General features: G+C 60.1%; 25 protein-coding genes, 1 tRNA gene and 2 pseudogenes. 11 read left to right on the top strand and 17 right to left on the bottom strand.

The features are described from left to right. Positions 1-49: 49 nt before the first annotated feature. Positions 50-796: a bifunctional 2-polyprenyl-6-hydroxyphenol methylase/3-demethylubiquinol 3-O-methyltransferase UbiG gene (gene ubiG / locus ACZ9DP_RS15710; protein WP_074069804.1), complete on the top strand. Its 747-nt coding sequence runs from the start codon at positions 50-52 to the stop codon at positions 794-796. Positions 797-799: 3 nt separating this feature from the next. On the opposite strand, the gene ACZ9DP_RS15705 is transcribed toward ubiG, so the two are convergent. The 4 genes and pseudogenes from ACZ9DP_RS15705 to ACZ9DP_RS15690 all read right to left on the bottom strand — a co-directional run. Continuing rightward, positions 800-1,228, bottom strand: a complete 429-nt coding sequence (locus tag ACZ9DP_RS15705; protein ID WP_194728305.1) for a DUF1178 family protein — start codon at positions 1,226-1,228, stop codon at positions 800-802. Continuing rightward, entirely contained in the window at positions 1,225-2,082 is an 858-nt protein-coding gene (locus tag ACZ9DP_RS15700; protein ID WP_476202838.1) for a carbon-nitrogen hydrolase family protein, read from the bottom strand. The genes ACZ9DP_RS15705 and ACZ9DP_RS15700 overlap by 4 nt, the downstream gene beginning before the upstream one ends. A 10-nt stretch (positions 2,083-2,092) precedes the next feature. After that, a complete protein-coding gene (gene grxC, locus ACZ9DP_RS15695) occupies positions 2,093-2,350 on the bottom strand; it encodes a glutaredoxin 3 (protein WP_022718762.1) in 258 nt (85 codons plus the stop codon). A gap of 90 nt (positions 2,351-2,440) precedes the next feature. Beyond that, positions 2,441-2,921: pseudogene (locus ACZ9DP_RS15690) on the bottom strand (ComF family protein); the annotation flags it as partial. Between the two features lie 77 nt (positions 2,922-2,998). Between ACZ9DP_RS15690 and ACZ9DP_RS15685 the strand changes: the two are divergent. Continuing rightward, complete coding sequence (locus ACZ9DP_RS15685; RefSeq protein WP_074070449.1) at positions 2,999-3,883, top strand: methyltransferase domain-containing protein; 885 nt, start codon at positions 2,999-3,001, stop codon at positions 3,881-3,883. 23 nt (positions 3,884-3,906) lie between these two features. Here the strand turns inward: ACZ9DP_RS15685 and ACZ9DP_RS15680 are convergent, their stop codons facing one another. From ACZ9DP_RS15680 to ACZ9DP_RS15655, 6 genes are all read right to left on the bottom strand, one after another. Beyond that, positions 3,907-4,074 carry a Flp family type IVb pilin gene (locus tag ACZ9DP_RS15680; RefSeq protein ID WP_194728307.1) on the bottom strand — a complete coding sequence of 56 codons (168 nt, stop codon included), beginning with the start codon at positions 4,072-4,074 and terminating at the stop codon, positions 3,907-3,909. Between the two features lie 37 nt (positions 4,075-4,111). Beyond that, complete coding sequence (locus ACZ9DP_RS15675) at positions 4,112-4,429, bottom strand: hypothetical protein (RefSeq protein WP_074069810.1); 318 nt, start codon at positions 4,427-4,429, stop codon at positions 4,112-4,114. A gap of 124 nt (positions 4,430-4,553) precedes the next feature. Beyond that, a complete protein-coding gene (gene mutT / locus ACZ9DP_RS15670) occupies positions 4,554-4,967 on the bottom strand; it encodes an 8-oxo-dGTP diphosphatase MutT (protein WP_039846256.1) in 414 nt (137 codons plus the stop codon). Then, positions 4,964-5,785, bottom strand: coding sequence for a GNAT family N-acetyltransferase (locus tag ACZ9DP_RS15665; protein WP_420882103.1), 822 nt, complete (start codon positions 5,783-5,785; stop codon positions 4,964-4,966). The genes mutT and ACZ9DP_RS15665 overlap by 4 nt, the downstream gene beginning before the upstream one ends. Then, the gene (gene argJ, locus ACZ9DP_RS15660; protein ID WP_476202837.1) at positions 5,754-6,995 is read right to left on the bottom strand and encodes a bifunctional glutamate N-acetyltransferase/amino-acid acetyltransferase ArgJ; all 1,242 of its coding nucleotides are present in this window, start codon (positions 6,993-6,995) and stop codon (positions 5,754-5,756) included. The genes ACZ9DP_RS15665 and argJ overlap by 32 nt, the downstream gene beginning before the upstream one ends. Positions 6,996-7,109: 114 nt before the next feature. Further along, entirely contained in the window at positions 7,110-7,985 is an 876-nt protein-coding gene (locus ACZ9DP_RS15655; RefSeq protein WP_476202835.1) for a peptidylprolyl isomerase, read from the bottom strand. 247 nt (positions 7,986-8,232) lie between these two features. Between ACZ9DP_RS15655 and secA the strand changes: the two genes are divergently transcribed. The 3 genes from secA to ACZ9DP_RS15640 all read left to right on the top strand — a co-directional run bounded on the left by secA (position 8,233) and on the right by ACZ9DP_RS15640 (position 13,800). Next, a complete protein-coding gene (gene secA / locus ACZ9DP_RS15650; protein WP_476202834.1) occupies positions 8,233-10,947 on the top strand; it encodes a preprotein translocase subunit SecA in 2,715 nt (904 codons plus the stop codon). A 163-nt stretch (positions 10,948-11,110) separates the two neighbouring features. Then, positions 11,111-12,520, top strand: a complete 1,410-nt coding sequence (locus ACZ9DP_RS15645) for a lipopolysaccharide biosynthesis protein (protein ID WP_476202833.1) — start codon at positions 11,111-11,113, stop codon at positions 12,518-12,520. Between the two features lie 2 nt (positions 12,521-12,522). Next, positions 12,523-13,800: a GNAT family N-acetyltransferase gene (locus ACZ9DP_RS15640; protein WP_476202832.1), complete on the top strand. Its 1,278-nt coding sequence runs from the start codon at positions 12,523-12,525 to the stop codon at positions 13,798-13,800. On the opposite strand, the gene ACZ9DP_RS15635 is transcribed toward ACZ9DP_RS15640, so the two are convergent. After that, a complete protein-coding gene (locus ACZ9DP_RS15635; protein WP_476202830.1) occupies positions 13,784-15,424 on the bottom strand; it encodes an AMP-binding protein in 1,641 nt (546 codons plus the stop codon). The genes ACZ9DP_RS15640 and ACZ9DP_RS15635 overlap by 17 nt on opposite strands. Before the next feature lie 208 nt (positions 15,425-15,632). Between ACZ9DP_RS15635 and ACZ9DP_RS15630 the strand changes: the two genes are divergently transcribed. Then, entirely contained in the window at positions 15,633-16,610 is a 978-nt protein-coding gene (locus ACZ9DP_RS15630) for an aldo/keto reductase (protein ID WP_476202828.1), read from the top strand. Positions 16,611-16,633: 23 nt separating this feature from the next. Here ACZ9DP_RS15630 and ACZ9DP_RS15625 read toward each other — a convergent pair whose 3' ends face one another. Beyond that, positions 16,634-17,218, bottom strand: coding sequence for a TetR/AcrR family transcriptional regulator (locus tag ACZ9DP_RS15625; RefSeq protein WP_074069820.1), 585 nt, complete (start codon positions 17,216-17,218; stop codon positions 16,634-16,636). Between the two features lie 125 nt (positions 17,219-17,343). Here ACZ9DP_RS15625 and ACZ9DP_RS15620 point away from each other — a divergent pair, with 125 nt between their 5' ends. Continuing rightward, positions 17,344-18,639, top strand: a complete 1,296-nt coding sequence (locus ACZ9DP_RS15620; protein ID WP_194728316.1) for an MFS transporter — start codon at positions 17,344-17,346, stop codon at positions 18,637-18,639. 122 nt (positions 18,640-18,761) lie between these two features. After that, positions 18,762-18,846, top strand: a tRNA-Leu gene (locus ACZ9DP_RS15615). Positions 18,847-19,176: 330 nt separating this feature from the next. On the opposite strand, the gene ACZ9DP_RS15610 is transcribed toward ACZ9DP_RS15615, so the two are convergent. The 3 genes from ACZ9DP_RS15610 to ACZ9DP_RS15600 all read right to left on the bottom strand — a co-directional run bounded on the left by ACZ9DP_RS15610 (position 19,177) and on the right by ACZ9DP_RS15600 (position 20,558). Next, a complete protein-coding gene (locus ACZ9DP_RS15610; RefSeq protein ID WP_074069822.1) occupies positions 19,177-19,755 on the bottom strand; it encodes a DUF1643 domain-containing protein in 579 nt (192 codons plus the stop codon). Positions 19,756-19,882: 127 nt separating this feature from the next. Continuing rightward, positions 19,883-20,272 carry a hypothetical protein gene (locus ACZ9DP_RS15605; protein WP_476202827.1) on the bottom strand — a complete coding sequence of 130 codons (390 nt, stop codon included), beginning with the start codon at positions 20,270-20,272 and terminating at the stop codon, positions 19,883-19,885. Between the two features lie 79 nt (positions 20,273-20,351). Beyond that, positions 20,352-20,558, bottom strand: a complete 207-nt coding sequence (locus tag ACZ9DP_RS15600; RefSeq protein WP_074069825.1) for a hypothetical protein — start codon at positions 20,556-20,558, stop codon at positions 20,352-20,354. A gap of 207 nt (positions 20,559-20,765) precedes the next feature. On the opposite strand from ACZ9DP_RS15600, the gene ACZ9DP_RS15595 reads away from it, so the two are divergent. Continuing rightward, positions 20,766-22,532 carry a cation:proton antiporter domain-containing protein gene (locus ACZ9DP_RS15595; protein ID WP_476202826.1) on the top strand — a complete coding sequence of 589 codons (1,767 nt, stop codon included), beginning with the start codon at positions 20,766-20,768 and terminating at the stop codon, positions 22,530-22,532. Here the strand turns inward: ACZ9DP_RS15595 and ACZ9DP_RS15590 are convergent. Beyond that, a complete protein-coding gene (locus tag ACZ9DP_RS15590) occupies positions 22,502-22,801 on the bottom strand; it encodes a hypothetical protein (RefSeq protein WP_074069826.1) in 300 nt (99 codons plus the stop codon). The genes ACZ9DP_RS15595 and ACZ9DP_RS15590 overlap by 31 nt on opposite strands. 199 nt (positions 22,802-23,000) lie before the next feature. Between ACZ9DP_RS15590 and ACZ9DP_RS15585 the strand changes: the two are divergent. Both ACZ9DP_RS15585 and ACZ9DP_RS15580 read left to right on the top strand, forming a co-directional pair. Next, a pseudogene (locus tag ACZ9DP_RS15585) lies at positions 23,001-23,592 on the top strand (YqaA family protein). A gap of 22 nt (positions 23,593-23,614) precedes the next feature. Then, complete coding sequence (locus ACZ9DP_RS15580) at positions 23,615-24,130, top strand: disulfide bond formation protein B (protein ID WP_074069828.1); 516 nt, start codon at positions 23,615-23,617, stop codon at positions 24,128-24,130. A gap of 14 nt (positions 24,131-24,144) precedes the next feature. Here the strand turns inward: ACZ9DP_RS15580 and ACZ9DP_RS15575 are convergent, their stop codons facing one another. Then, on the bottom strand, positions 24,145-24,702 hold the full coding sequence (locus ACZ9DP_RS15575) for an HNH endonuclease (RefSeq protein WP_074069829.1): 558 nt from the start codon (positions 24,700-24,702) through the stop codon (positions 24,145-24,147). Between the last annotated feature and the right edge of the window lie 71 nt (positions 24,703-24,773).

Genomic DNA, 24,773 nt, shown 5'->3' with positions numbered 1-24,773 from the left:
TGCTGCTGATCGTCCGACTTCACTCACGACGAACGCAAGGAGCAGGGTCATGAGCGACGCGGCAAAAAGCACGATCGACCAGAGCGAGGTGGACCGCTTTTCCGCAATGGCGGCGGAATGGTGGAGCCCGACCGGCAAGTTCAGACCGCTGCACAAGTTCAACCCGGTGCGCCTCACCTATATCCGCGACAAGGCAGCCGAAAACTTCGGCCGTGACCAGAAGAGCCCGCGTCCGCTGGAAGGCCTGCGCGTGCTTGACATCGGCTGCGGCGGCGGCCTGCTTTCGGAGCCCGTCGCCCGAATGGGCGCAAGTGTTGTCGGTGCCGATCCCTCGGAGAAGAACATCGGCATTGCCTCGACACACGCGCAAGCGTCTGGCGTCACAGTCGATTACCGCGCAGTCACCGCCGAACAGCTTGCGGAAGCCGGCGAGACCTTCGATATCGTGCTGAACATGGAAGTCGTCGAACATGTCGCCGACGTCAATTTCTTCATGACGACCTGCGCCGGAATGGTGCGCCCCGGCGGGCTGATGTTCGTCGCCACCATCAACCGCACGATGAAGGCCGCCGCACTCGCGATCTTCGCCGCCGAGAACATCCTGCGCTGGCTACCGCGCGGCACGCATCAATATGAAAAGCTGGTCCGCCCTGAAGAGCTGGAAAAGCCGCTTGCGGCGAGCGGCATGACGATCATCGAGCGCACCGGCGTCTTCTTCAATCCGCTGTCGAACCAGTGGAACCTGTCCAAGGACATGGACGTGAACTACATGCTGCTGGCGAAGCGGCCCGAATAGCGATCAGTTCACGTCTTCGGGCAGGACCGGAAGCGCTGCAATTTCGATGCCTTCTTCGAGCAGCGCCTGGGCCTCGTCGGTCGTCGCCTGTCCGATGATGCCACGGGCGTCGGCCTCGCCATAGTGAATCTTGCGAGCTTCTTCGGGAAACTGCGCGCCGACATCCTCGGCGTTCGCCTTGATGTGAGCGACGGCCGCCTTCAGCTTCTCAAAGGCGTCGCGGCGCGCGGTATCCATCGCCAGCGTCTTCATCTCGTCCTTCTTGCGGGCGGTCGAGACGGATGGCGCCATCAACGCCTTGGAGATGGATGTGGAATTACAGACCGGACAGGTGAGGTAACCGGACGCAACCTGGCGGTCGAAATCGGCACTTTCGGAAAACCATGCTTCGAATTCGTGGGCATTCTCGCAACTGAGGGAATAACGGATCAAGTGGCGACGCCTCCCACGACAGCCCCTGTAATTTTTTCGATCGAGAATTCACGGCCGTTCTTCAGATTCGGAATCTTGTCACGCGCGGCCTTGACCGCCGTTCGATCGATGTCCGCGACAATCACCGCCTCGCCGGTACCGCCGGCCGAGGCCAGCACCCTGCCCCAGGGATCGATGATCATCGAATGCCCGTAGGTCTCGCGGCCGTCCTCATGAAGCCCGGCCTGCGCCGCAGCAATGACGAAAACCCCGTTTTCGATGGCGCGGGCACGAAGCAGGATTTCCCAATGCGCCTGACCCGTCTGCCTCGTGAATGCGGCAGGCACCGTCATGACTTCCGCTCCGGCGATCGCCTGGGCGCGGAAAAGCGCAGGAAACCGAACATCGTAGCAAATCGTAAAACCCATTTCCGCAAATGGCAGCGACAAGACGCGCGCTTCCGAGCCCGGACGATAGGCGGCACTCTCCCGCCAGCTTTCGCCGTTATCGAGATCGACGTCGAACATATGGATCTTATCGTAGCGATTGAGGATTTTGCCTTCCGGGCCGAAGAGAAAGCCGCGATTGGCGATTTTGCCGTCGTCGAGTGCGATCGCCGTAGAGCCGACATGCAGGTAGATACCGAGTTCGGCAGCGAGTGCGGACGCCGTTCTGACGATGATGTCGTCCGTCTCTTCGCGCAACGCCAGTTTCGCGGCAATCCGGTCGCGCTGCAGCATGCCGGTCATTTCCGGCGTCTGCACATAGATCGCGCCTTGGGCTGCTGCTTCACGCACCAAGTGCATCATCGAGGCTGCGTTCTTCGCGGGACCGACTCCGGAACACATCTGAACGGCAGCGGCCTTGAACGTCATCGGTCTCCCCTCAGGCTACCAGCATGGGATCGAGCCCGCCGGCCCGGTCCAACGCATAAAGGTCATCGCATCCGCCAACATGCTGCCCGCCTATGAATATCTGCGGGAATGTGGTCCTGCCATTTGACCTGCCAATCATCTCCTGGCGAAGGTCCGGCGAAAAGGTCGCATCGTGTTCGACATAATCGATCCCTTTCTCTTCGAGAAGAGATTTTGCGCGAGCGCAATAGCCGCAGAACTGCCGCGTATAGATGATGACTGGTGCCATATTTTATCTCCAGACGGATGCCGGTTTCTTTTTCTCATATAGGTTCCGAGAAAGCCCTTGCAAAGGTTAAAACCGTGATGACCACGGTGCCCGCCCGCCGAAAGAACGCGCCTTGCGGGCAAGCTCTGCTGTCTGATTGAACTTGCGTGACAGCATACGGGAGCGATGGAGCGGAATCGGAACCAATACATCGCAGGCCCCGATCATGCCGTCGCTGGCGCGAAGCATCCAGCCCGCCATCATCGGCGCCAGATCGGTGCGGTCGCGATATTTGAGACCGTGGGCGAGATCGCCGACGGCGTGATCGTGCGCGGCGACCGAGCGAAGCCGGTCAAAGGGAGGTGGATTGGCGATCGCCTCGGCGCTAATGGCAGACCCAGCACTTCACCATAAGGCAGCTCGGTGAAGTGCACGCCGGACCAGCATTTCGGACATAATCGGCGGTGGCCAGCGGCAACAATGCCGCAGGAGACGCGGGCCGGCGGATAGAGCCGATCGGCGAACATGGCGAAGGGCCGCACGCATTGCGTTAATCGCAGCGCCCCGGTCGTTCGAAATTGATGAGCCCCATTTGCGAAGATCGGCGCTTTCCGCAGGAAAGGAAAATCCGCCTTGCCGCCCTTCGCGCGCAGGACTATGGACATGCGCATGGATATGATCTTCGACCGGACCGCGATCGCTGCAAACCGCCGTCGCGCACTGAAAAACGCCGATCCGAAAGCTGCCTTTCTCCTGGATATCGCCGCCGCGGAACTTGCCGATCGGCTGGCTGTCGTCGAACGCCATTTCGAGACCGCCGTGGAACTGCACGGGATGACAGGAGCAGCTGCGCGGGCGGCAGTCGCAACAGGCAAGATCGGTGCGATGACCCGGGTCGAGGCGGAACAGGCATTTGCCGCGCCGAATGAAGTGCTGGCCATGGCGCCGCTTGAGGACGTGCCGATCGAGCCGCAGTCGGCCAACCTCGTTCTTGCGCCGCTGTGTCTGCATCTCACCAACGACACGCCCGGCGTCTTCATCCAGATTCGCCGCGCTCTCAAGCCCGACGGCCTGTTTCTTGCGGCAATCCCCGGAGCAGGTACTCTCCAGGAACTCAGGGATGTTCTGCTTGCAACGGAAGCGGAGATGACCGGAGGCGCGAGCCCGCGCGTGATCCCGTTCGCCGACGTCCGCGATGTGGGCGGCCTCCTCCAGCGCGCCGGCTTCGCGCTGCCGGTGATCGACGCCGAGACCTATACGGTCCGCTACGATTCCCTCTTCTCGCTGATGAAAGATCTGCGCGCCATGGGCATGACCAATCCGCTCGCCGCCCGCAGCCGCAAGCCGCCCACCCGCGCATTCTTTCTGCGCGCGGCAGAAATCTATGCCGAGCGCTATTCCGATCCGGACGGGCGTATCAGGGCGACATTCTCGATCATCTATGTTTCAGGATGGGCACCGCATGAAAGCCAGCAGAAGCCGTTGCAGCCGGGATCGGCGAAAGCGCGGCTTGCCGATGCTTTGCGCGTGGAAGAGCACAAGCTGAAGCAGTGAATGGAGGCGAGCCAGTTGAGCGCCTAGTGGTTGTCGAGGTTGTTGGACACCGTATTGAAGGTGTTTTGCAGGCTGTTGCCGAAGGTCGTCAGTCCGCCGACAAGGGCGGCTGATATCAGGGCGGCCAGCAGACCGTATTCGACGGCTGTCGCGCCGCGAACATCTGCAAGGAAAGCTTTCAGAATACGCATGCCCAACCTTTCCCGCCAAGGCGGATATCCGATTTCCTCAGCAGCCGGCTCCTGAACCGTACCCCTGGACAACGCAGACCGAGCCGGGCGTCTCCTGCAGGACGCTACGTCGTATCGTGTAGCGCTTGCCGTTTTCCGTTCTCGGGATCGATCCGGTCGTGATCGTATCGAACTCGGCCGGAACACTGGCGAAAACGCTCGACTTGGACTTGTCGGCGAGCATCGGCGTGAGGATGAGCGTCAGGGCAACGACCGCGGTGCCGAAAAGCAAAACGAGATTGAGCGCGCCCGTCCTGCGCGAAGCATTCGAGCTCTGTTCTTTCTCTCGGACAGCTTTCCAGAAATCGTCGTCCATGCGTCAAGCCTTTTACTCACACGCCAGTTGCTTGAGTGAGGCCGAACTTTGGCAGAAGGTGATAAACGATCGATTAATAACTCCGGCCGAAACCGGCACTTTGCCGCAAGAAAGCGATAATTCGCTAGAGTAGATCCTGAAGCATAGGGATCAACGGCTCGTCGGCTGGCGGCATCGGATAATCCCTGAGAGCCATGGGTTTTACCCATTTCAAAGCCTGGCCCTCCCTGCCCTGGGGAATGCCCTCATAGCGGCGGCAGACATAAAGTGGCATCAGGAGGTGAAATGTGTCGTAGCTGTGGCTGGCAAATGTCAGCGGCGCGAGGCAGGCAACCTTGGTCTTGACGCCAAGTTCTTCCTCGAGTTCGCGCACCAAGGTCTCCTCCGGCGTCTCGCCAGGTTCGACCTTGCCGCCGGGAAACTCCCACAGGCCGGCGAGCGACTTTCCCTCCGGACGTTGTGCCAGAAGGATACGGCCGTCGGAATCGATCAAAGCGCAGGCGGCAACCAGCAGAATATTCTTGCCGGTTTCGCTCATTGCGCCTGTTCCCGGCGCCAGTAGCTATAGCGGTAAGCTTCGCGGAAACCGAGACGGCCATAGAGCGCCAGAGCTGGCACGTTTGCAGCCTTGACCTGCAGCCAGGCCGAGCGGGCGCTGCGCATGCGTGCCCAGCGAAGGGCAGACGTCAGGATTTCGAGGCCGAGACCCTCCCGCCGCCGCTTCTTAGCCACCGAAAGCGACATGATGCCGGCAAGATCGTTGTCCTGAACGCAAAGCACGGTTGCAAGCGGGCCGGTTTCCGGGTCCTCGATCATGAAGAGACCGCACGGCGGTCCGATCGCGTTAATGATCTCCGCAAGCGCCGGCTTCAGCTTCGGGGAGACTTGATCCGTCGCGAGATTGGCATCGACGAAGCGGCCGATGTCATGCGTCGGCAGGTGATCGAGCGTGTCCGGCAGTTCGGCATGCGCCAGGTCGCAGGTCATGACGATTGTCTCGTCGAAATGCGTCCATTGCCGCTCTTTGACGAGATCGATCAGAACCGGCGACGCAAGCGGTGTCTGGCGAAGAACGGCCGGGCGGCCATAAGCCTCGAATTTGCGGCTGGCCTTCTCCAGCCGGACTTCGACGTCGCGATGATCGGAAGGGTCGAGCGGCACGATGGAATTCAGCCGGTTCGACGGATGGCCCGCCGTCAGCCGTACCTGCCAGCTGCCGTCATATTGCACGGAAGAAGCCGGCCACGCCCGGAAACCGACAGCTTCCAGCCTGCGTACGAGCGGCAAATTTGCCTTTTGGGACAATGTTTCAGTCAATGAACGATCAGCTCCGGTAGTCGCCGTTGATCGCCACATACTCTTTTGTGAGGTCGCAGGTCCAGACCGTAGCCGCACCCGAGCCGAGCCCAATATCGACTTTAATCGGAATATCCTGCTTCTTCATTACATTCGAGGCGGCATCCTCCGAGTAATCAGGGTCGCGCTCACCGTTAACCGCGACACGTACATCGCCGAACCAGATGGCGAGCCGATCACGATCGGCCATCTCGCCGGCCTTACCGACGGCCATCACGATGCGGCCCCAATTCGCGTCTTCGCCGGCGGCAGCCGTCTTCACCAGGGGCGAATTCGCGATCGAAAGCGCAATGCGCTTGGCAGCCGCATCGCTCTCTGCGCCGGTCACGTTGATTTCGAGCATCTTGGTGGCGCCTTCGCCATCACGGCAAACTTGCAGCGACAAATCCTTCAACACTTCATTGAGCGCCGCGCGGAAGGCGGCAAGGCGCTGATCGTCGGCACGCTCGATGCGGACCTGACCGTCCTCGGCGGCGGCGGCCGTCGCAAACAGCATCAGCGTATCGGAGGTAGACGTATCGCTATCCACCGTCATCGAATTGAACGTCGGGCCGACGCCGTCCGAAAGCAGTGCCTGCAGAGCGGTGGGCGCGATATCGGCATCCGTGACGACGAAGGAGAGCATGGTCGCCATGTCGGGTGCGATCATGCCGGCGCCCTTGGCAATGCCGTTGATCGTCACTTTCACGCCGCCGATTTCGGCACTGCGGGTCGAAACCTTCGGATACGTGTCCGTGGTCATGATCGCCTTGGCAGCTTCGAACCATAAATCGCCAGTCGCCTCGGCATGCATCCTGTCGAGAACACCTGCGAATTTCGTCGCATCCAGCGGCTCGCCGATCACGCCGGTCGACGCCAGATAGACTTCATTCTCGGCGCAGCCGACGGCAGCGGCAGCCGACTTTGCCGTCAAGGCGGTCGCCTGGCGTCCCTTCAGGCCGGTAAAGGCATTGGCGTTGCCAGAGTTGACGACGACGGCGCGCGCCACGCCATGCGGCAGATTGCCACGACAGAAGTCGACGGGCGCCGACGGGCACTTCGATCGCGTGAAAACCCCCGCAACGGCGGCCGGCTTGTCGAAGACCATCATCAGCACGTCCGTCCGGTTCTTATACTTGATGCCTGCGGAAGCGGTCGCCATGCGCACGCCGCGCAGCGCCGGCATCGTGGCAAAGGTTTTCGGAGCGAGCGGGGAAACGGAACCGGACATGAGGATCGACCTGGCTATAGGCATTTCCAGGCGACTTGGAAAACGGTTCGCCGTCCGGAAATGCGACAACAGAGGATAGTGAAGGGCCCGGAAGAACCGGGCCCTGGATGGAAATTACTGCTGCGGCTGCGTTGCTGGCGCCTGCTGCTTGTTCGCGTCGTCGTAACCCTTGCGGAGCGTTTCGTCCATGATGTCGACCTTGGACGTTTCCTTCGCCTTGGCAAGGAGTGCAAGGTACTTATCGCGCATGACAAGCTGACGAACCTGGTCCTTGACCTGATCAAGCGGCGGCGGCGGAGCGTCGCGCTTGTCCTCGACCTTAATGACGTGGAAGCCGAAATCGGTCTTCACAGGCGTCTTGGAATAGGTGCCCTTTTCGAGAGAGAAGGCTGCGTCCTCGAATTCCTTGACCATGCGACCCTTGGTAAAGTAGCCGAGATCGCCGCCGTCAGCCTTGTTCGGGTCGGTGGACTTTTCCTTGGCAAGTTCTGCAAAGTCCTTGCCGCCATCCAGCTGCTTGATGACATCCTTGGCCTCTTCCTCGCTCTTCACGAGGATGTGGCGAGCATGGACTTCTTCCTGCTTCGGAAGGGCTGCGACTTCCTTGTCGTAGCGCGCCTTCACTTCATCGTCGGTAACGGTATCGACGACATGCTTCTTGAAATAGGCATTATGCAGTTCGCGATCCGAGAGATACTGTATGCGCTTCTTGAATTCGCTGGTCTGATCGAGCTTCTCGGCAGCCGCATTGCCGGCGAGCAGCTTGACGTCGATCGCGGCCGAAAGCGCGGCAACCTTCTTCTGATCGTCCGGGAGCTGCGCGAGCTGGGGATCGAGGTTGGCGACGGCCAGATCGAGTTCCGACTGATGGATCTCAAGGTCGCCGACCTTGGCAACGACTGCATCCGGCTTGTCTTCCGCATAGACCGGCGCCTGGAGCGCAACGAAAGTTGCAAGCGCCATCACGGCGAGTTTGTTGTAGCTCAACATCGAATAACCTTTCAGAGTTACATCACCGGCTTCAGCATTCGTGAATCCAGCCCAAAACAGCCATCAACACTGGAATGTGGCCTTTCTATATCAGCCAAATCCGTTGACATCATTCGACCCCCCTCTTATCTGTCACGCAACCTCGCGTCCAGAAAAGTTTCCTGGCGTTTCGAGACGTGTGCCTGATTTTCGGCTGGGTGTGCGTATAAGAAAAGCCGGGGAAGAATATTGAGAAAGGACCAGTCATATGGTCAGCTTCGGCGGTCTCGCCCGCAAAATATTTGGCTCTGCCAATGATCGCCGCGTGCGGTCCTTCCAGCCGAAAGTCGCCGCCATCAACTCGATCGAAGAGAAGACGAAGGCCCTGAGCGACGAACAGCTCGCCGCCCAGACGGTCGAGTTCCGCAAGATGCTGGCGAACGGGAAGACGCTCGACGACATTCTCGTTCCGGCATTCGCCGTCGTGCGCGAAGCCTCGCGCCGCGTACTCGGCCTGCGGCCTTTTGACGTGCAGCTTGTCGGCGGCATGATCCTCCATTCGAACGCCATCGCCGAAATGAAGACCGGTGAAGGTAAGACGCTCGTTGCGACACTTCCGGTTTACCTGAATGCGCTTGCCGGCAAGGGTGTCCACGTCGTTACTGTGAACGACTACCTTGCCCGCCGCGACGCCGCCAACATGGGACGGATCTACAACTTCCTCGGGCTCACCACGGGCGTCATCGTCCATGGACTGTCGGATGAGGAGCGGGCTGCCGCTTACAATTGCGACATCACCTACGCCACGAACAACGAACTCGGCTTCGATTATCTTCGCGACAATATGAAGTATGAGAAGGGCCAGATGGTCCAGCGCGGCCACAACTTCGCGATCGTCGACGAAGTGGACTCGATCCTGGTTGACGAAGCACGCACGCCGCTGATCATCTCCGGTCCGCTCGACGACCGCTCCGATCTCTATAACACGATTGACGCTTTCATTCCGCTCTTGTCGGGAGAAGATTACGAGATCGACGAGAAGCAACGTTCGGCGAACTTCTCTGAAGTTGGTACTGAAAAGCTCGAAGGCCTCCTAAAACAGGCCGGCCTCCTGAAAGGCAGCGCGCTCTACGACATAGAAAACGTCGCGATCGTCCATCACATCAATAATGCGCTGAAGGCCCACAAACTCTTCCAGCGCGACAAGGACTACATCGTGCGCAATGGTGAAATCGTCATTATCGACGAATTCACCGGCCGCATGATGCCGGGCCGCCGCTATTCGGAGGGCCAGCACCAAGCGCTGGAAGCCAAGGAAAAGGTGCAGATCCAGCCGGAAAACCAGACGCTGGCGCAGATCACCTTCCAGAACTATTTCCGCATGTACGGAAAGCTCGCCGGCATGACCGGTACGGCGCAGACGGAAGCGGAAGAATTCGGCAACATCTACGGCCTCGATGTCATCGAAGTGCCGACCAACCTGCCGATCCAGCGTATCGACGAAGACGACGAGGTCTACCGCACCTTCGAGGAGAAGTACAAAGCGATCATCGCCGAGATCGCAGACGCCCAGAAGCGCGGCCAGCCGGTGCTCGTCGGCACGACCTCCATCGAGAAATCCGAACTTCTGGCTGAGCTGATGCGCAAGCAGGGCTTCAAGGACTTCCAGGTCCTGAACGCCCGCTATCACGAGCAGGAAGCGTATATCGTTGCGCAAGCAGGCGTGCCGGGCGCGGTCACGATCGCCACGAACATGGCGGGCCGCGGTACCGACATCCAGCTCGGCGGCAACCTCGACATGCGCATCGAGCGCGAGCTTGGCGAGGCCGAGCCTGGCCCGGAACGCGACGCCAAGATTGCAGCGATCGCCGAGGAGATCCAGAAGCTCAAGGAGCAGGCGATCGCCGCCGGTGGTCTCTATGTCATCGCGACGGAACGCCATGAAAGCCGCCGCATCGACAATCAGCTCCGTGGCCGTTCCGGCCGTCAGGGCGACCCGGGCCGCTCCAAGTTCTATCTGTCGCTTCAGGACGACCTGATGCGCATCTTCGGCTCCGATCGCATGGACGGCATGCTCCAGAAGCTTGGTCTCAAGGAAGGCGAGGCAATCGTCCATCCCTGGATCAACAAAGCTCTGGAGCGCGCCCAGAAGAAGGTCGAGGCCCGCAACTTCGATATCCGCAAGAACCTGCTGAAATACGACGACGTGTTGAACGATCAGCGCAAGGTGATCTTCGAACAGCGCCTCGAACTGATGGAAGCTACGAACATCTCCGAGACCGTTTCGGATATGCGCCGCGAGGTCATCGAGGACCTCGTCGAGAAGCATATTCCCGAGCGCGCCTATGCCGAGCAATGGGATGCTGCCGGATTGAAGGAGCAGGTTGGCACGCTTCTCAACCTCGATCTGCCAATCGAGGACTGGGTGAAAGAAGAAGGCATTGGTGAAGACGATATTCGCGAACGTCTGACGGAAGCGTCCAACGCTGCCTTCACCGAAAAAGCAGAGCGTTTCGGCCCGGATATCATGCACTATGTCGAGCGTTCGATCGTGATGCAGACATTGGACCATCTCTGGCGCGAGCACATCGTCAACCTCGATCACCTGCGCTCCGTCATCGGCTTCCGCGGCTATGCCCAGCGCGATCCGCTGCAGGAATACAAGTCCGAAGCCTTCGAGCTCTTCCAGACCCTGCTGAACAGCCTGCGCGAGGCTGTGACGGCGCAGTTGATGCGCGTCGAGTTGGTGCAGCAGGCGCCCGCCGAGCCGGAACTGCCGGTCATGCAAGCCCAGCACCTGGACCCCGACACGGGCGAGAATGATTTCGCGCCGATCTACCAGGCATCCGAAGTGATCGTCTCGCCGGAAAACCGGGATCCGAACAACCCGTCCACCTGGGGCAAGGTCGGCCGCAACGAGCCGTGCCCCTGCGGTTCTGGCAAAAAATTCAAGCACTGCCACGGTGCGTTTGCCGAAGCCTGAGCGACGGCAGGCAGCTGAAGAATGCCGCCTTCGGGCGGCATTTCTTTTTGCGCGAATTAGACTGGCGGTTAAGGATAATCTGCTCGCCACAACCGTTTCTTAATCCTGATCTGACAAGAGTTCTGACACGATTTGCCTGAGTTCAGAGTGTTGCGTGTTCGTAATGGCGGTCATTGAAACAGCGGAAAGACTACTGCCTGCGGGCCTGCGTCCAGCGGGAAGCCGTCTGCTGCGCGTGCTTGCCGCAGTTCTGACCGGGCACGGCGACAAGGCAACCGCACAGCGGATGGCACTTACCGCCTTTTCGATCCGCATAGTGAGCGCCGCCCTCGCCTTCATTTCCCAGATCATCCTCGCGCGCCTCATGGGCGAATATGAATACGGGATTTTCGTGTTTGTCTGGGTTCTGATCGTCCTGTTCGGCGATCTCTCCTGCCTCGGCTTTCACACCGCGATCGTTCGTTTCCTGCCGCAATACAAGGCTGCAGGTGCCTTGGAGGAGATTCGCGGCCTGACGGGAACGGCCCGTACCTTCGCCATGCTTTCCGGAACGCTGGTGATGGCTTCCGGTATGGCGGGACTCCATTTCCTGGGCGACAGGATTGAGTCCTATTATCTCATTCCTGTCTTCCTTGGCCTTCTCGCCATGCCGATGATCGCGCTCGGCGACATTCTGGAAGGCACCTCGCGTGCCAATCACTGGCCGGTCATGGCGCTGAGCCCGGTCTACATCATCCGGCCTGTCCTCATAATTCTCTTCATGCTGGCAGCGATCGGAGCCGATGCGGAGCATTCTGCCGTCACCGCCATGAAAGCCGCGCTGGCCGCAACCTATGTCACCGCCATCGGCCAATACATCGCGACACTCCTCCGCCTGCGCCGCCACTACAGCGAGGGACCGCGCAGGGTCGATTTCCTCAACTGGCTGAACATCGCCTTCCCGATATTCCTGGTCGAAGGCGTGAGCTTCCTCTTGACCAATTCGGATGTGGTTGTCGTCGGCATCTTCCTCGAGCCGCATGACGTGGCGATCTATTTTGCCGCCGCAAAGACGATGGCGCTGGTGCATTTCATCATGTTCTCGGTAAAGGCAGCATCCGGTCCACGCTTCTCCAGCCTCATCGCAGAAGGCACCCGCGAGCAGCTTGCCGCAGCAGCAATCGACGCTGCGCGCTGGACCTTCTGGCCGGCGCTGGCCCTCGGGCTCGCAGTCGTTGCGGCCGGTCACTTGCTGCTGTCGCTTTTCGGCGGAGCCTTTACGGCAGGTTATGTTCTGATGGCGATCCTGCTTGCGGGCATCCTCGCCAAGGCCCTCGTCGGTCCGGCCGAAACGCTGCTGATGATGGCCGGAAAGCAGAACCTCTGCGTCGCCCTCTATGCGGCGGCGCTCACGGCAAACGTCTCCTTGAATATCGCCTTGATCCCGCACCTTGGCACCGTCGGCACTGCGATCGCGACGGCATCGGCAATGGGTGTGGAAGCGATCCTGCTGCACATCGCCGTGCGCCGGGCGCTCGGCATTGTCCTTTTTGCATTCAGCCGCCCTCCGGCAACGATAGAAACGAGAGCCTGATAATGGTGCGTGTCCCCCCCGTTACCGAAAGCACCGATACCAATGCCAATCGCATGGTTCACGAGCTTGCCTCGATAAACTTCGACTTGCCGCAGGCCGAAGCGCGCGTCGAGATCGGACGTCCGGGCCGGGAGCTCTGCCTCTATCCGGGCAGGCTCGGCTATGAATTGCAGGACGAACTGGATTTCCTTTCGAACCGTGCGATGGAGCCGAATGTTTTCTTCACCGGCCGCTTCCTTGCGCCCGCCATGCCGCGGCTTGAAGACCGGCAAGTGAATTTCGCACTGATCCGCGATGAGAACGGCCGGCGCAGCCGCTTGCGTTTCCTGATGCCGTTCTCTGTCGAAAGACCCGGCTTTGCCGTCGGCCCCTCGATCATCCGCGCATGGTCGAACAGCTTCGCGCCGCTCGGCACCCCCCTGGTGGATGCCGAAGATGCGGCTGAGACGCTGGACAATCTTTTTGAAGGCTTGACGGCGCGCGATCTGAACCTTCCCGCAACGTTGGTGCTGCCGGATATTCGCCTGAACGGCATCTTTGCTCGCATGGCAAAGGCGGTCGCGCTGAGCCGCAACCTGCCGGTCACGGTCACCAATCCATCGCAGCGGCCTATGCTGCAGAGCGAGGACGACGCTATGGCCTATCTTGGCCGTACCATCTCTTCTTCGCATAAAAGGGAAATGCGCCGTCAATGGCGGCAGCTCGAAGAGCTCGGAACAGCTGTCTATGGCGTCGCGCGCCAGCCCCGCGATATTCATGCGCGGTTTGAAGAATTCTTAGCAATGGAAGCCGGCGGCTGGAAAGGCAAGAGACGAAGCGCGCTGGCAACCGACCGCTACCACACGGCCTTTGCCCGCGAAGCCGTCTCGAACCTTGCGGCGATCGACGCGGTGCGCATTCACACGATCGACCTGAACGGCAAGGCGATCGCGGCAACAGTCGTGTTGATGATGGGCGGCGATGCCTATACTTGGAAGACGGCCTACGACGAGGCCTATGCCCGCTATTCTCCGGGCAAGCTGCTGATGGCCGAACTGACGGAGTGGCATCTCGACGATGCGAATATCGTGCGTTCCGATTCCTGCGCGGTGCCGGATCATCCGATCATGAGCCGTTTCTGGCAGGAGCGCGAGGAAATGGGAACGCTGGTAATCGGCCTGACGCAGAACGGCGACCGCGATGTTCGGCAGGCCGCCGCTCAGTTGCATATGTATCGCAGCACCCGGAATATGGCGAAGATGCTGCGCGAGAAGATCATATCGCTTACGCGGCGCGGTTAGGCCCCTCGCTGGCCGCCTTTTCGCGCAGAAGTCTGCGGATGACCTTGCCGGTCGTCGTCAGCGGCAGCGCGTCCACGAATTCTACCTCGCGCGGATATTCGTGCATCGAAAGCCGCATCTTCACCCAATCGCGGATTTCAGCGCCGAGCGCATCGCTGGGCGTGCAGCCAGGTGAAAGCACGATATAGGCCTTGACGATCTCGGTGCGCACCGGATCCGGCTTGCCGACGACGGCAGCGAGCTGCACGGCCGGGTGGCCGCACAGACAGTCCTCGATTTCGGCAGGACCAATGCGATAGCCTGACGAGGTGATGACGTCATCATCCCGGCCTTCGAAAATGACGTAGCCCTCGTCATCCTGATGACCGAGATCGCCGGTTAGCAGCCAGCCTTTGATGAACTTCTTCCTGGTTGCCTCGCCGTCGTTCCAATAGCCGAGGAACATGACCGGATCGGGCGCCTTGATAGCGATCTGGCCTGTCTCGCCGGGGGACACTTCATCGCCGCTCTCGCCGATGATAGCAACCCGGTGACCGGGAACCGCGCGGCCGATCGCGCCTGCCTTCGTGACACCATAGCCTGCACTGGAGGAGAGTACGAAATTGCACTCCGTCTGGCCATAAAACTCATTGACGGTGATGCCGAACGCCTGGCGCGCCCACTCATAGGTTTCGCGACCGAGCGATTCACCGGCGGAGCCGATGGTGCGCAGATTGAGATCGTATTTCGCGCGGGGATCACTGATCGATTTCAGCAGGCGGAGCGCTGTCGGCGGAATGAAGGCATTCCGCACCTTCATCTCGGCCATGATGCGATAAGCCATATCGGCGTCGAACTTCTGCGCCGGAGAGGAAACGACAGGAACGCCAAGCAGGAGGCTTGGCAGCAGCGCATTCAGCAGCCCGCCCGCCCAGGCCCAGTCCGAAGGCGTCCAGACCTTGTCGCCGGGCTGCGCAAAACCTTCATGCGCGAGTTGCATACCGGGAATGTGGCCCGCTAGAACGCGATGGCCATGCAACGCGCCCTTGGGCGGCCCCGTCGTGCCTGATGTGAAGATCATCAACGCCGGATCTTCCGGGCTGGTCGCAGCAACGTCTAAAAGCGGCGGATGCGCCTCGACGAGCGCTCCGAAAGCAATCGCGTCGCCGCCATCGATGCTGATGACCGTGCTGAGTTCCGGCAGGTTTTCACGAATCTGGTTCACCCGCTCCAGTCCGAACGAGTTGGTGACGATCGCAGCCGCGCCTGACGTTCTCAGCCGGTATTCCAGTGCCTCGACGCCAAAGAGCAGCGCGAGCGGCAGCGCAATCGCACCCATCTTGTAGATCGCCACATGGGCGATCGCCGTCTCGAAACATTGCGGCAGAAGCAACGCGACGCGATCGCCGCGGCGAATGCCGAGCGACGTCAATGCATTGGCAAAAGACGACGAGCGCTCCGCCAGCGCGCCGTAGGTCATCGACAAATGACGGCCATCCGGGCTGAAATGTTCGAGGCAGATGCGTTCCGGTGCCTGCGCCGCCCATTCGTCGCTGACGGCACGCCCGATATTGAAGTCTTCCGGAATCTCCCACGAAAAATCGCGATAAAGACCGTCATAGCGGTCGCGGGCGGGAAGTCTCATACTCGAAATCCAGTGAATGCTGCACCAGCTAACACCTTGCGGCGATCGAGTCCAAGTTCGCTTGATCGCGTGTTTCAAAGCTCCACCTCATGATCGCACGGATGCGCCTGAAATATTCTTTCGCCGGATTGCTGACATTCTCACCGATTGCGCCCTACATCACCCCGAGGTGTCTCGGGGGATTGAGATTCATTCACGGAGTCAATTCATGGACTATGTCAAATTCGGAGGCACTGGCCTTGAAGTTTCGAAGATCTGCCTCGGCTGCATGACCTTCGGCGATCCGGGCCGCGGCAATCACGCCTGGACGCTCGGCGAGGAGGAAAGCAGCGCGATCATCAGGCAGGCACTCGATCTTGGCATCAATTTCCTGGACACGGCGAATACCTATTCCGACGGCTCGTCCGAGGAAATCGTCGGACGGGCAATCAAGGACTTGAAGCGCGAGGATATCGTACTCGCGACCAAGGTCTTCAACCGCATGCGCCCTGGTCCGAACGGCTCTGGTCTTTCCCGCAAGGCGATCTTTGACGAAATCGACAACAGCCTGCGCCGACTCGGCACGGATTACGTCGACCTCTTCCAGATCCATCGCTTCGACTACACGACGCCGATCGAGGAAACGCTGGAGGCGTTGCACGACGTCGTGAAGGCCGGCAAGGCGCGCTATATCGGCGCCTCCTCCATGTACGCTTGGCAATTCGCCAAGATGCTCTACACCTCGCGGCTGAACGGCTGGACTCAGTTCGTGAGCATGCAGGACCATGTCAACCTTCTCTATCGCGAGGAGGAGCGCGAGATGCTGCCTTTCTGCGAGGACCAGAAGATCGCTGTCATTCCGTGGAGCCCGCTTGCCCGTGGCCGCCTGGCGCGCGACTGGGACGAAAAGACCGCCCGCACGGAAACGGATGAATTCGGCAAGACGCTCTACAGGCAGGCCGAAGATGCCGACCGCAAAATCATCGACACGGTCGGCCGATTGGCGAAGACACATGACGTCTCCCGAGCCCAGATCGCCACTGCTTGGATCTTGCAGAAGAGCGCGGTGACCGCACCGATCATTGGCGCATCGAAGCCGCACCATCTTTCGGACGCCGTTGGGGCATTGGCTGTCAAGCTCAGCGCCGAGGACGTCGCCGCTCTCGAAGAGCCTTATGTTCCGCACCACGTGGAAGGCTTCAAATAAAGCAGACACATGCCGACGGGCACTCAGGCGCCGACAAATTTTGCCGGTGCCAGCTTCTCCCGCATCGTCGAAAGGAACTGACCGGCCAATTCGCGATTTTCGACCGCGCGCGCCAGACTGACGGCCCCCATCATTGATGAGAGCGTCGTAAAGCCATTCTTGCGGCGCTCCTCGAGCGTCTCACCCGGAACGATCTCCGCCAGGATATCGACAAGCGTGGAAAGCCCGTCGTTGAAGGTTTCCCGCACCGCACCGCTGCTGCGGCTCACCTCTTCCATCAGCGCCACGAAGACACAGCTCGAGCCTGGATTGTCGACGGAACACCAGGAAACATAGTGGTCGAGGAGCGCTTCCAGGGGGCGATCCGGAGCGTCGGCGATAAGAGCCTTCCATCGCACTTCCACCCTGGCGATCAGCGCACGGCTGACCTCCAGCTGCAGCTCTTCCTTTGATTGGAAGTGGCCATAGAACCCTCCATGCGTCAGCCCGCAGGCTTTCATGATATCGGCGACCCCTACGCCATCAAACCCGTTTTCGCGGAACATTACGCCCGCGACTTCCAGGATCTTCTGGCGGTTTTCTGCAAATTTTTCGCGGCTGACGCGCATGATCCGGCTCCGGAGAATAGTCCCTTGACAAATTATATGACGCCTATCATCAATACGCAAGAAACATGATGACCATCATCTAAATCAGTGATGTATCGATCATTCCCACGAATGGAACTTGCCCCATGGTTTCCACTGCGCTTGCCTCCACCCTTGCACGCCGCAACATCCATTACGGATGGATCGTTGTCGGCGCGACTTTCCTGACCATGCTGGTCACCGCCGGCGCCATGGGCGCGCCGGGCGTGCTGATCAAGCCGCTGCAGGACGAGTTCGGCTGGGAAACTTCTCAGATTTCCTCCGCACTTGCGATCCGCCTGGTCCTCTTCGGCCTGATGGGTCCCTTCGCGGCGGCTTTCATGAACTATTTCGGTGTGCGCAAGGTCATCGTCTTCGCGCTTGCGCTGATCGGCGCGGGCTTCGTTGGCTCGCTCTTCATGACATCGCTTTGGCAGCTTCTGCTGCTCTGGGGCATCGTCGTCGGTTTCGGCACGGGCCTGACGGCCATGGTTCTTGCAGCGACCATATCTGCCCGCTGGTTCACGAAGCACCGCGGCCTCGTCGTCGGGATGCTTTCGGCAAGCTCGGCCACCGGTCAGCTCGTTTTCCTGCCGCTGATGGCGGAACTAACAGAACGCTACGGCTGGCGCTCCACGGTCTTCTTCGTCTGCGCCATGATCATGGTCGCCGCACTTGCCGTGCTTGCCTTCATGCGCGACCGGCCCTCCGACTTAAACCTGCCCTCGCTCGGCGAAGCTCATGTCACGCCGCCGCCGGCACGCGGCACGTTGGTCGGCGCGCTGAAGACGCCGATCACGATCCTGAAAGAGATCTCCGGAACTTCGACCTTCTGGATCTTGTTCGCCACCTTCTTTATCTGCGGCCTCAGCACCAACGGCCTGATCCAGACTCATTTCGTCACGCTTTGCGGCGACTTCGGCATCCTGCCTGTCGCGGCGGCCAGCGTTCTAGCCGTAATGGGTATCTTCGATTTCTTCGGCACGATCGGCTCCGGCTGGTTGTCGGACCGCTTCGACAACCGCTGGCTCCTCTTCTGGTATTACGGTCTGCGCGGGCTTTCCTTGCTTTTCCTGCCCTTCAGCGATTTCAGCTTCTACGGTCTTTCGATCTTCGCGGTGTTCTACGGCCTCGACTGGATCGCCACCGTTCCGCCGACCGTAAAGATTGCCGCCGACCGCTTCGGCCGGGAGAAGGCCGGTCTGGTCTTCGGGTGGGTCTTTGCCGGCCATCAGCTGGGCGCGGCAACCGCTGCTTATGGTGCCGGCCTTTCACGCACCGAGCTGTCGAGCTACCTGCCGGCCTTCTTCGTTGCCGGCGCCTTCTGCCTGCTCGCCTCGATCCTCGCCATCACGTTGAAGAAGTCCGGCTTGACCGAACCGGCACCGGCTACCGCACACTGATTGCAAAAGGCTTTCCACGGAACGCCAAGCCGGAAGCCGTATCAAATCAGCCTGATAAGCCCGCCCGCCGTCTTGCGCGGTCGGGGGTCGCATGTTAGACACCCGGCTCGTCGGTATCCGTTGCCCCATTGGCGGAATTGGTAGACGCGCTCGACTCAAAATCGAGTTTCGAAAGAAGTGCTGGTTCGACCCCGGCATGGGGCACCACCGACGAAAAACGATCCGATAATTCGTATAGGTCGTCGTCTGGCTCTTCGTCGTCCAGCCGAAGATCGCCATCAGTTCTTCGTCGGTCGCAGTGTTCTCAGCGGCGATCGTCGCTCCCGCCTTGCGGGGGGCCGGGTGCAGTGGAACAGCTCGGCCTGGTCGCACCAGTCACGCATCTTGTTGCCGGGGCCGTCGACCGTGAACGGCTTGCCGAACTCCGTCGCTGGCACGACCCTTCGGCTTAAACCGGTTCAGGCGACCAACTCGCACGCCAGAGTGAAAGAATATACGACGGCGCTCGGCGATCACATCGTCGATTGCTTTTGACGTTTACGCAGCCTGCGTTGCGCGCCGGAACATGACCGGCTGCTGGTTCCGATCAATGCGATGGACGCCACGTGCCATCGGGTGTTTCGGAAATCCGTCCTTCGTCAGCCCGAGGCAGACGAGATCGACGGTGTGGTGGCGGGCGCGGCCGCAGAACCAGTCCTGTCCACCTTCCCCATCGTTCAGACCTGCGTGGTGCGCGCCGTTGGCGCCCCATGCGGCAAGAGCCGGCGTGTTCTGCGAGCGGGCGAGCGTCAAGGCGGTATCGATGAACTGGACGTTCTTCGAACCGCGCGGATAGTGCGTCGACATCATCACGATCGGGCTCGACGAGCGGAAGGCGAAGAGGTTGACGACCAGCAGGCCGCCATAGCCCCACGCCTTGCCAAAATGGATCAGCGCGCGGATCGTCGGATCATCGTTGTCGGCATCGGCCGTCGAAGGGTTCAGCATGCAGGTGACGAGCAGCGGCCTGCCCTTCTCCCACACACGCGTCAGCTCGTAGCGAAATCGGCCGCAATGGGAAATGACGGCGGCCTTTTTCATTAGACCGATGCTGCCATCGAGTGCGAGCTGCGTCATGCCGCCTGTCCTTTCGAGACGTCGACGCAAGATGTTCCGGCCATGCGAACGACGCCGACCATCATTACCGTCTTGTCGTCCCCGACCGGGCTGACGAAGGCGGAGATGCGGCCTTCGCCGACAATGATCAGAGAAGCAGACGGTTTATTCGTACCAGGGGCTTTTCGATCTGTCGCGCTCCAGCAGCGATGAGCGTTACGCCATCTATCCACTCGATGGCTTGGACAAGCTTCTGCCCATCAAGAAGGATGGGAATCACGTCATCCCGTTTGTCCCCTTGGATCCTCAACAATCCAGTGACAAGTGGACGCTGGAGCTGACGGTAACTAAACGCGAGACAGTTGCAGTTGGCCGGTGCAAATACGAGGTTTTCAGGATCAGAGAGGAAACCAAAAGAGGCGGCGAGCGGGTTGAGCTCTGGAGCGTTCTTTACTCCCCTGACCTGCACGCGACCCTTGCCAAGATCTACGACGAGGGCACAAGCGAGGAAGCCATCGTCAGTTACGACTACATCCAATCCTTATCGCGCTGACGTCGTTACCGCGGCGGGGTTTGCGAAAGAACTGCAAGAAGTGCGGGACCACACGCGACGACTCCTACTGGATCAGCTGAATCCTGATCTCTTCCTTTGCAGCGAAGGAGCGGCATTCGTCTAGGTCGTCGCCGACGAAGATCACATCACCTTCGGAATCGAACAGACCCCAGCAGGCTTCGTCCTCAAGAAATACCTCTCGGACATACCCGAATTCGACGGCTTCGAAAGATCGTTTGAACGCGACATCAACAGCTTCTATTTCTCGCATGGAAATCTCCAATGAGACAGCGACTTCTGTTTTAGTGCGCGCTTATATTGATCTGCGAAACTGACGCCAAACTGGTGTCGCCACGAGAACGCTCCAGTATCGCTGGAGCTCAGCATTTGCCGGTGATACGGAAACTCAAATCAAGTATTTAATTTCACTCACGCTTCGGTCAAAGTGGCGGTCGCCAACGAATATCAAGGGACGGATGTGCATCAGGAAGTAACGCTTATTGCCACAGTCGCCGTCAGCTTCGTCTTTGCGGCGGTGCTGGGATATGTGGCCGACAGGCTGCGGCTGCCGCCGCTGGTCGGCTATCTCGTGGCAGGCATACTCATGGGACCGTTCACGCCGGGCTTCGTCGCCGATACAGGGCTTGCCGGACAGTTGGCGGAGATGGGTGTCATCCTGCTGATGTTCGGCGTCGGGCTGCATTTTTCCGCCGCTGACCTGCTTGCCGTGCGCGGTATCGCCGTGCCGGGCGCGATCATCCGGATCATCATCGCTACGCTGCTCGGAATTGGCCTCGCGAAATGGTGGGGCTGGGGGCTCGGCGCCGGGATCGTCTTCGGCCTCAGCCTGTCGGTGGCAAGCACCGTCGTGCTGCTGAAGGTCCTTGAGGAACGAAACCTCCTGAATTCAGCAAGCGGCCGCGTCGCGGTCGGCTGGCTGATCGTCGAAGACTTGGCGATGGTTCTGGCGCTGGTCTTGCTGCCTGCCCTTGCGGAATTGCTCGGCGGCCACGCCGCCAGCGATGCTGCACAGGGCGCTGGGCTGCCGCTGTCGCTGGCGATCGCGCTGACGCTGCTGAAGGTCGGCGCCTTTGCGGTCATGGCGATCTTTGTCGGCCCGAAGATTGTTCCCTGGCTCCTGACGCTCGTCGCCCGAACCGGCTCGCGCGAACTCTTCACATTGACGGTCCTTGCCATCGCCCTCGGCATCGCTTTCGGCTCCGCCGAGATCTTCGGCGTTTCCTTCGCACTCGGCGCTTTTTTCGCGGGCGTCGTGATGAGCGAGTCCAATCTCAGCCACCGGGCCGCTGCCGATTCTCTGCCGCTTCAGAACGCCTTTTCAGTCCTGTTCTTCGTGTCGGTCGGCATGCTGTTCGATCCATCGATCCTGGCCCGCCAGCCAATGGCCGTCATCAGCGCGCTGACGTTGATCATCGTCGGCAAGGCGATTATCTCCTTTCTGATCGTCATCCTGCTTCGATATCCGATCGGAATGGCGCTGACCGTCGCAGGCGGACTGGCGCAGATCGGCGAATTTTCCTTCATTCTTGCCGGCCTCGGCGTTTCCCTCGGATTGCTACCGACTGACGGGCAGGATGTCATCCTTGCGTCCGCGATCATTTCGATCACGCTCAATCCGCTCGTCTGCGCCGGCGCCGAGGCGCTGCATACCTATGTGCACGCCCGATGGCCGGTGCTCAGCAATCATTACGGCCGCCGCCGGCATGAGGCGCTCGGACGCGAGCTTGAAAAGATCAGGGCACTTACCGAAGCGCGGGAGCGCCAGCATCAGCTGGAGATGCAGCAACTGATCGAGACTTTCCCGCTTTTCGCCAAGGTCGATGAGCACTCGCAGGAGGAACTGCTCCTTCTCTTCCGTCCCAAATCCGCGCTGCCGGGCGAACGCGTCATGCGCAAGGGGGACCGCGGGGACGGCATGTATTTTCTCTCGTCCGGAGCCGTGGAAGTCCGTCTTCCCGGCGGCGCCGTCCGTCTCGAACCGGGTGCATTTTTCGGTGAAATGGCTCTGCTGAGCGGCGGACGGCGAACCGCCGATGTCATTGCCATCGATTTCTGCCAATTCCTGGTGCTGGAACGCCGTGACTTCAATATGTTCACCGCCCGCCACCCGGCGCTAAGGGCCGCCGTCAGCGAAATGGCGCGAGAGCGCTCGCAGATGAACGCACTAAACGCGAAGCGCAAAGAGCAGCCGGATCAACGCGAAGTGTCGGCGGAAGGCCAATAGGCATCCGCGGAGAAGTCGTGGGGGATCGGATCGAGCCGCGACAGCGTCTCGGCCGCAAAATCGAGCTGCATCTTCAGATATCTGAGCGCTTCCGGCGCAGGAACACCCGTCGCAAACTCTCTCACATAAGACGAATGATAGCCGCTTTCCCGAAGCCGCCTGACGGCTTCCCGCCGTACATCCTCCCTGCTCGGCCTTCGAGCTGAAGCTACGGTTTCGCGCGCATCGGCCGCTTCGCCGAGCCCGCCCTCAATCACCCTCAATTTCATTCATAGCCACCTGCAAGAACCAATCGGAAACCAGCTTGCAGAAGATTCACCGATTTGCAATCTCCCGAAAACCTGGGAGCACAGCCGCGATACGGATCACGAAAATTTTCGTGGCACGCTGGCATCATTGCCACACTAGGCATTTACAGCGTCAGACTGCCCCCCTAAAGCTTTTGCACCGCAGCACGAAAGGAATGGAATGCTCCGCAGACTTTACGACTGGACCATGTCTCTCGCCGCCCGCAGATCGGCCGAAGTCTGGCTCGCCGTTATCGCCTTCGTCGAAAGCTCCGTCTTTCTCGTCCCGGCCGATGTCCTTTTTCTTCCCATGGCACTCGCCAAGCCCGAGCGTTCATATCGATATGCGATCGTTGCCACGGCCGCCTCGGTTCTCGGCGGCATCGCCGGCTGGGCGCTCGGCTTCTATGCCTACGAGACCGTGGCGCGGCCGGTGCTGGAATTCTACGGAAAGCTCGATGCCTTCGAGCAGATGAAATCTTACGTCACTTACGAGACGATCCTGCTTTTGCTGGTGACGTCGGGACTGGGCGCACCTGCCGCCGATCAAAATCGTGACGATCCTGTCCGGGGTGATTCACGTCAACATATGGCTGTTCGTCATCTCGGCGATCGTTGCCCGCGGCGCGCGCTTCCTATTCCTGGCCTGGCTGCTTCGCCGCTACGGCGAGCCGATTCGCCATTTCATTGAAAAGCGCTTGGGGCATATTGTCAGCATCGGTGCAGTGGTCGCCATCGTGCTTTATATTGTCTATCGCTACCTTGCCCACTGAGCCAAGCTCGCGGAGTTCCGCCATGACTGCCATTGCCTCGCCTCTTTCCCGCCCGGTCGTTCTCTATTCGCTGCTGCTGGCCCTCGGCATGGCGGTGGTCGTCGGAACTGCACTCGGCTTCCAGTATATCGGCGGCTACATTCCCTGTGCGCTCTGCCTGCTGCAGCGCGAGCCCTATTACTACGGCATTCCGATCGCGATCCTCGGCGCGCTCGCATCGTTTTTCGGTCTGCCGAACTGGGTCGCCCGTGCCCTGCTTCTGGCGGCAGGCATGCTGATGGTGGTCGGTGCCGGCATGGGTGTCTATCACGCGGGCGTCGAATGGCATTTCTGGGCAGGGCCAGCGACCTGCTCGACGAGTGCAGGCGCCATGACGCAGAATGCCGGCGACCTGCTGACGGAACTCAACACAATTACCGGCCCCTCCTGCACCGATGCGGCGCTGCGCGTTCTCGGTCTTTCCTTTGCGGGCTGGAATGTGATTGCGAGCCTGATCCTTGCCGCTTTCGCTTTCGTCGGCGTCCGCAAATCGGCATAAGGAAATAGCGGCAATCAGGGCTGCAGTTCGGTATCCCAGTAGAGATAGTCGAGCCAGCTGTCGTGCAGATAGTTCGGCGGAAAGAGCCGGCCGTTGTTGTGCAGGTCCTGCACGGTCGGCTGATACGGCTTCTGCGAGGGGAACATGCCTGCCTGCTTCGGCAGCTTGCTGCCCTTTTTGAGATTGCAGGGAGAGCAGGCCGCCACGACATTTTGCCAGGTCGTCTCGCCGCCATGGGCGCGCGGGACGACGTGGTCGAAGGTCAGATCGTCATGCTCGCCGCAATACTGACATTCGAATTTGTCGCGGAGAAAGACATTGAACCGGGTAAAGGCCGGGTTCCGCGAAGGCTGAACGTAGGTCTTGAGGCAGACGACACTCGGAAGCCGCATCGAGAAGCTCGGCGAAGAAACCGAATGTTCGTATTCCGCAATGATATTCACACGGTCAAGGAAAACCGCCTTGATCGCGTCCTGCCAGGACCAGAGCGACAAGGGATAATAACTCAAAGGCCGGTAGTCAGCGTTCAGGACGAGCGCCGGCAGGGCCTGGGGGGAGACTGCAATCGTCAAGGTACTCTCCTGAGCGATTCGGCATCTGCATCCTTATATTAGGCCGGTTGTGACAGCCTTGTGAAGCCCAA

It is taken from the genome of Rhizobium sp. USDA 4016 (assembly GCF_056279705.1).
Note: the sequence above shows the minus strand (reverse complement) of the source record. Positions and strands in the feature narration are given on the sequence as shown.

What these genes read in the sequence shown, in the direction of transcription:
- ACZ9DP_RS15685 (WP_074070449.1), top strand. Translation starts at nt 2,999, where the DNA reads ATGGATATGATCTTCGACCGGACCGCGATCGCTGCAAACCGCCGTCGC.
- ubiG (WP_074069804.1), top strand. Translation starts at nt 50, where the DNA reads ATGAGCGACGCGGCAAAAAGCACGATCGACCAGAGCGAGGTGGACCGC.
- ACZ9DP_RS15610 (WP_074069822.1), bottom strand. Translation starts at nt 19,755, where the DNA reads ATGACGCAGCTCGCACTCGATGGCAGCATCGGTCTAATGAAAAAGGCC.
- ACZ9DP_RS15655 (WP_476202835.1), bottom strand. Translation starts at nt 7,985, where the DNA reads ATGTTGAGCTACAACAAACTCGCCGTGATGGCGCTTGCAACTTTCGTT.
- ACZ9DP_RS15590 (WP_074069826.1), bottom strand. Translation starts at nt 22,801, where the DNA reads ATGAAATTGAGGGTGATTGAGGGCGGGCTCGGCGAAGCGGCCGATGCG.
- ACZ9DP_RS15640 (WP_476202832.1), top strand. Translation starts at nt 12,523, where the DNA reads ATGGTGCGTGTCCCCCCCGTTACCGAAAGCACCGATACCAATGCCAAT.
- ACZ9DP_RS15635 (WP_476202830.1), bottom strand. Translation starts at nt 15,424, where the DNA reads ATGAGACTTCCCGCCCGCGACCGCTATGACGGTCTTTATCGCGATTTT.
- ACZ9DP_RS15700 (WP_476202838.1), bottom strand. Translation starts at nt 2,082, where the DNA reads ATGACGTTCAAGGCCGCTGCCGTTCAGATGTGTTCCGGAGTCGGTCCC.
- grxC (WP_022718762.1), bottom strand. Translation starts at nt 2,350, where the DNA reads ATGGCACCAGTCATCATCTATACGCGGCAGTTCTGCGGCTATTGCGCT.
- ACZ9DP_RS15665 (WP_420882103.1), bottom strand. Translation starts at nt 5,785, where the DNA reads ATGTGGCGATCAACGGCGACTACCGGAGCTGATCGTTCATTGACTGAA.
- mutT (WP_039846256.1), bottom strand. Translation starts at nt 4,967, where the DNA reads ATGAGCGAAACCGGCAAGAATATTCTGCTGGTTGCCGCCTGCGCTTTG.
- ACZ9DP_RS15580 (WP_074069828.1), top strand. Translation starts at nt 23,615, where the DNA reads ATGACTGCCATTGCCTCGCCTCTTTCCCGCCCGGTCGTTCTCTATTCG.
- secA (WP_476202834.1), top strand. Translation starts at nt 8,233, where the DNA reads ATGGTCAGCTTCGGCGGTCTCGCCCGCAAAATATTTGGCTCTGCCAAT.
- ACZ9DP_RS15630 (WP_476202828.1), top strand. Translation starts at nt 15,633, where the DNA reads ATGGACTATGTCAAATTCGGAGGCACTGGCCTTGAAGTTTCGAAGATC.
- ACZ9DP_RS15680 (WP_194728307.1), bottom strand. Translation starts at nt 4,074, where the DNA reads ATGCGTATTCTGAAAGCTTTCCTTGCAGATGTTCGCGGCGCGACAGCC.
- argJ (WP_476202837.1), bottom strand. Translation starts at nt 6,995, where the DNA reads ATGTCCGGTTCCGTTTCCCCGCTCGCTCCGAAAACCTTTGCCACGATG.
- ACZ9DP_RS15645 (WP_476202833.1), top strand. Translation starts at nt 11,111, where the DNA reads ATGGCGGTCATTGAAACAGCGGAAAGACTACTGCCTGCGGGCCTGCGT.
- ACZ9DP_RS15620 (WP_194728316.1), top strand. Translation starts at nt 17,344, where the DNA reads ATGGTTTCCACTGCGCTTGCCTCCACCCTTGCACGCCGCAACATCCAT.
- ACZ9DP_RS15600 (WP_074069825.1), bottom strand. Translation starts at nt 20,558, where the DNA reads ATGCGAGAAATAGAAGCTGTTGATGTCGCGTTCAAACGATCTTTCGAA.
- ACZ9DP_RS15675 (WP_074069810.1), bottom strand. Translation starts at nt 4,429, where the DNA reads ATGGACGACGATTTCTGGAAAGCTGTCCGAGAGAAAGAACAGAGCTCG.
- ACZ9DP_RS15625 (WP_074069820.1), bottom strand. Translation starts at nt 17,218, where the DNA reads ATGCGCGTCAGCCGCGAAAAATTTGCAGAAAACCGCCAGAAGATCCTG.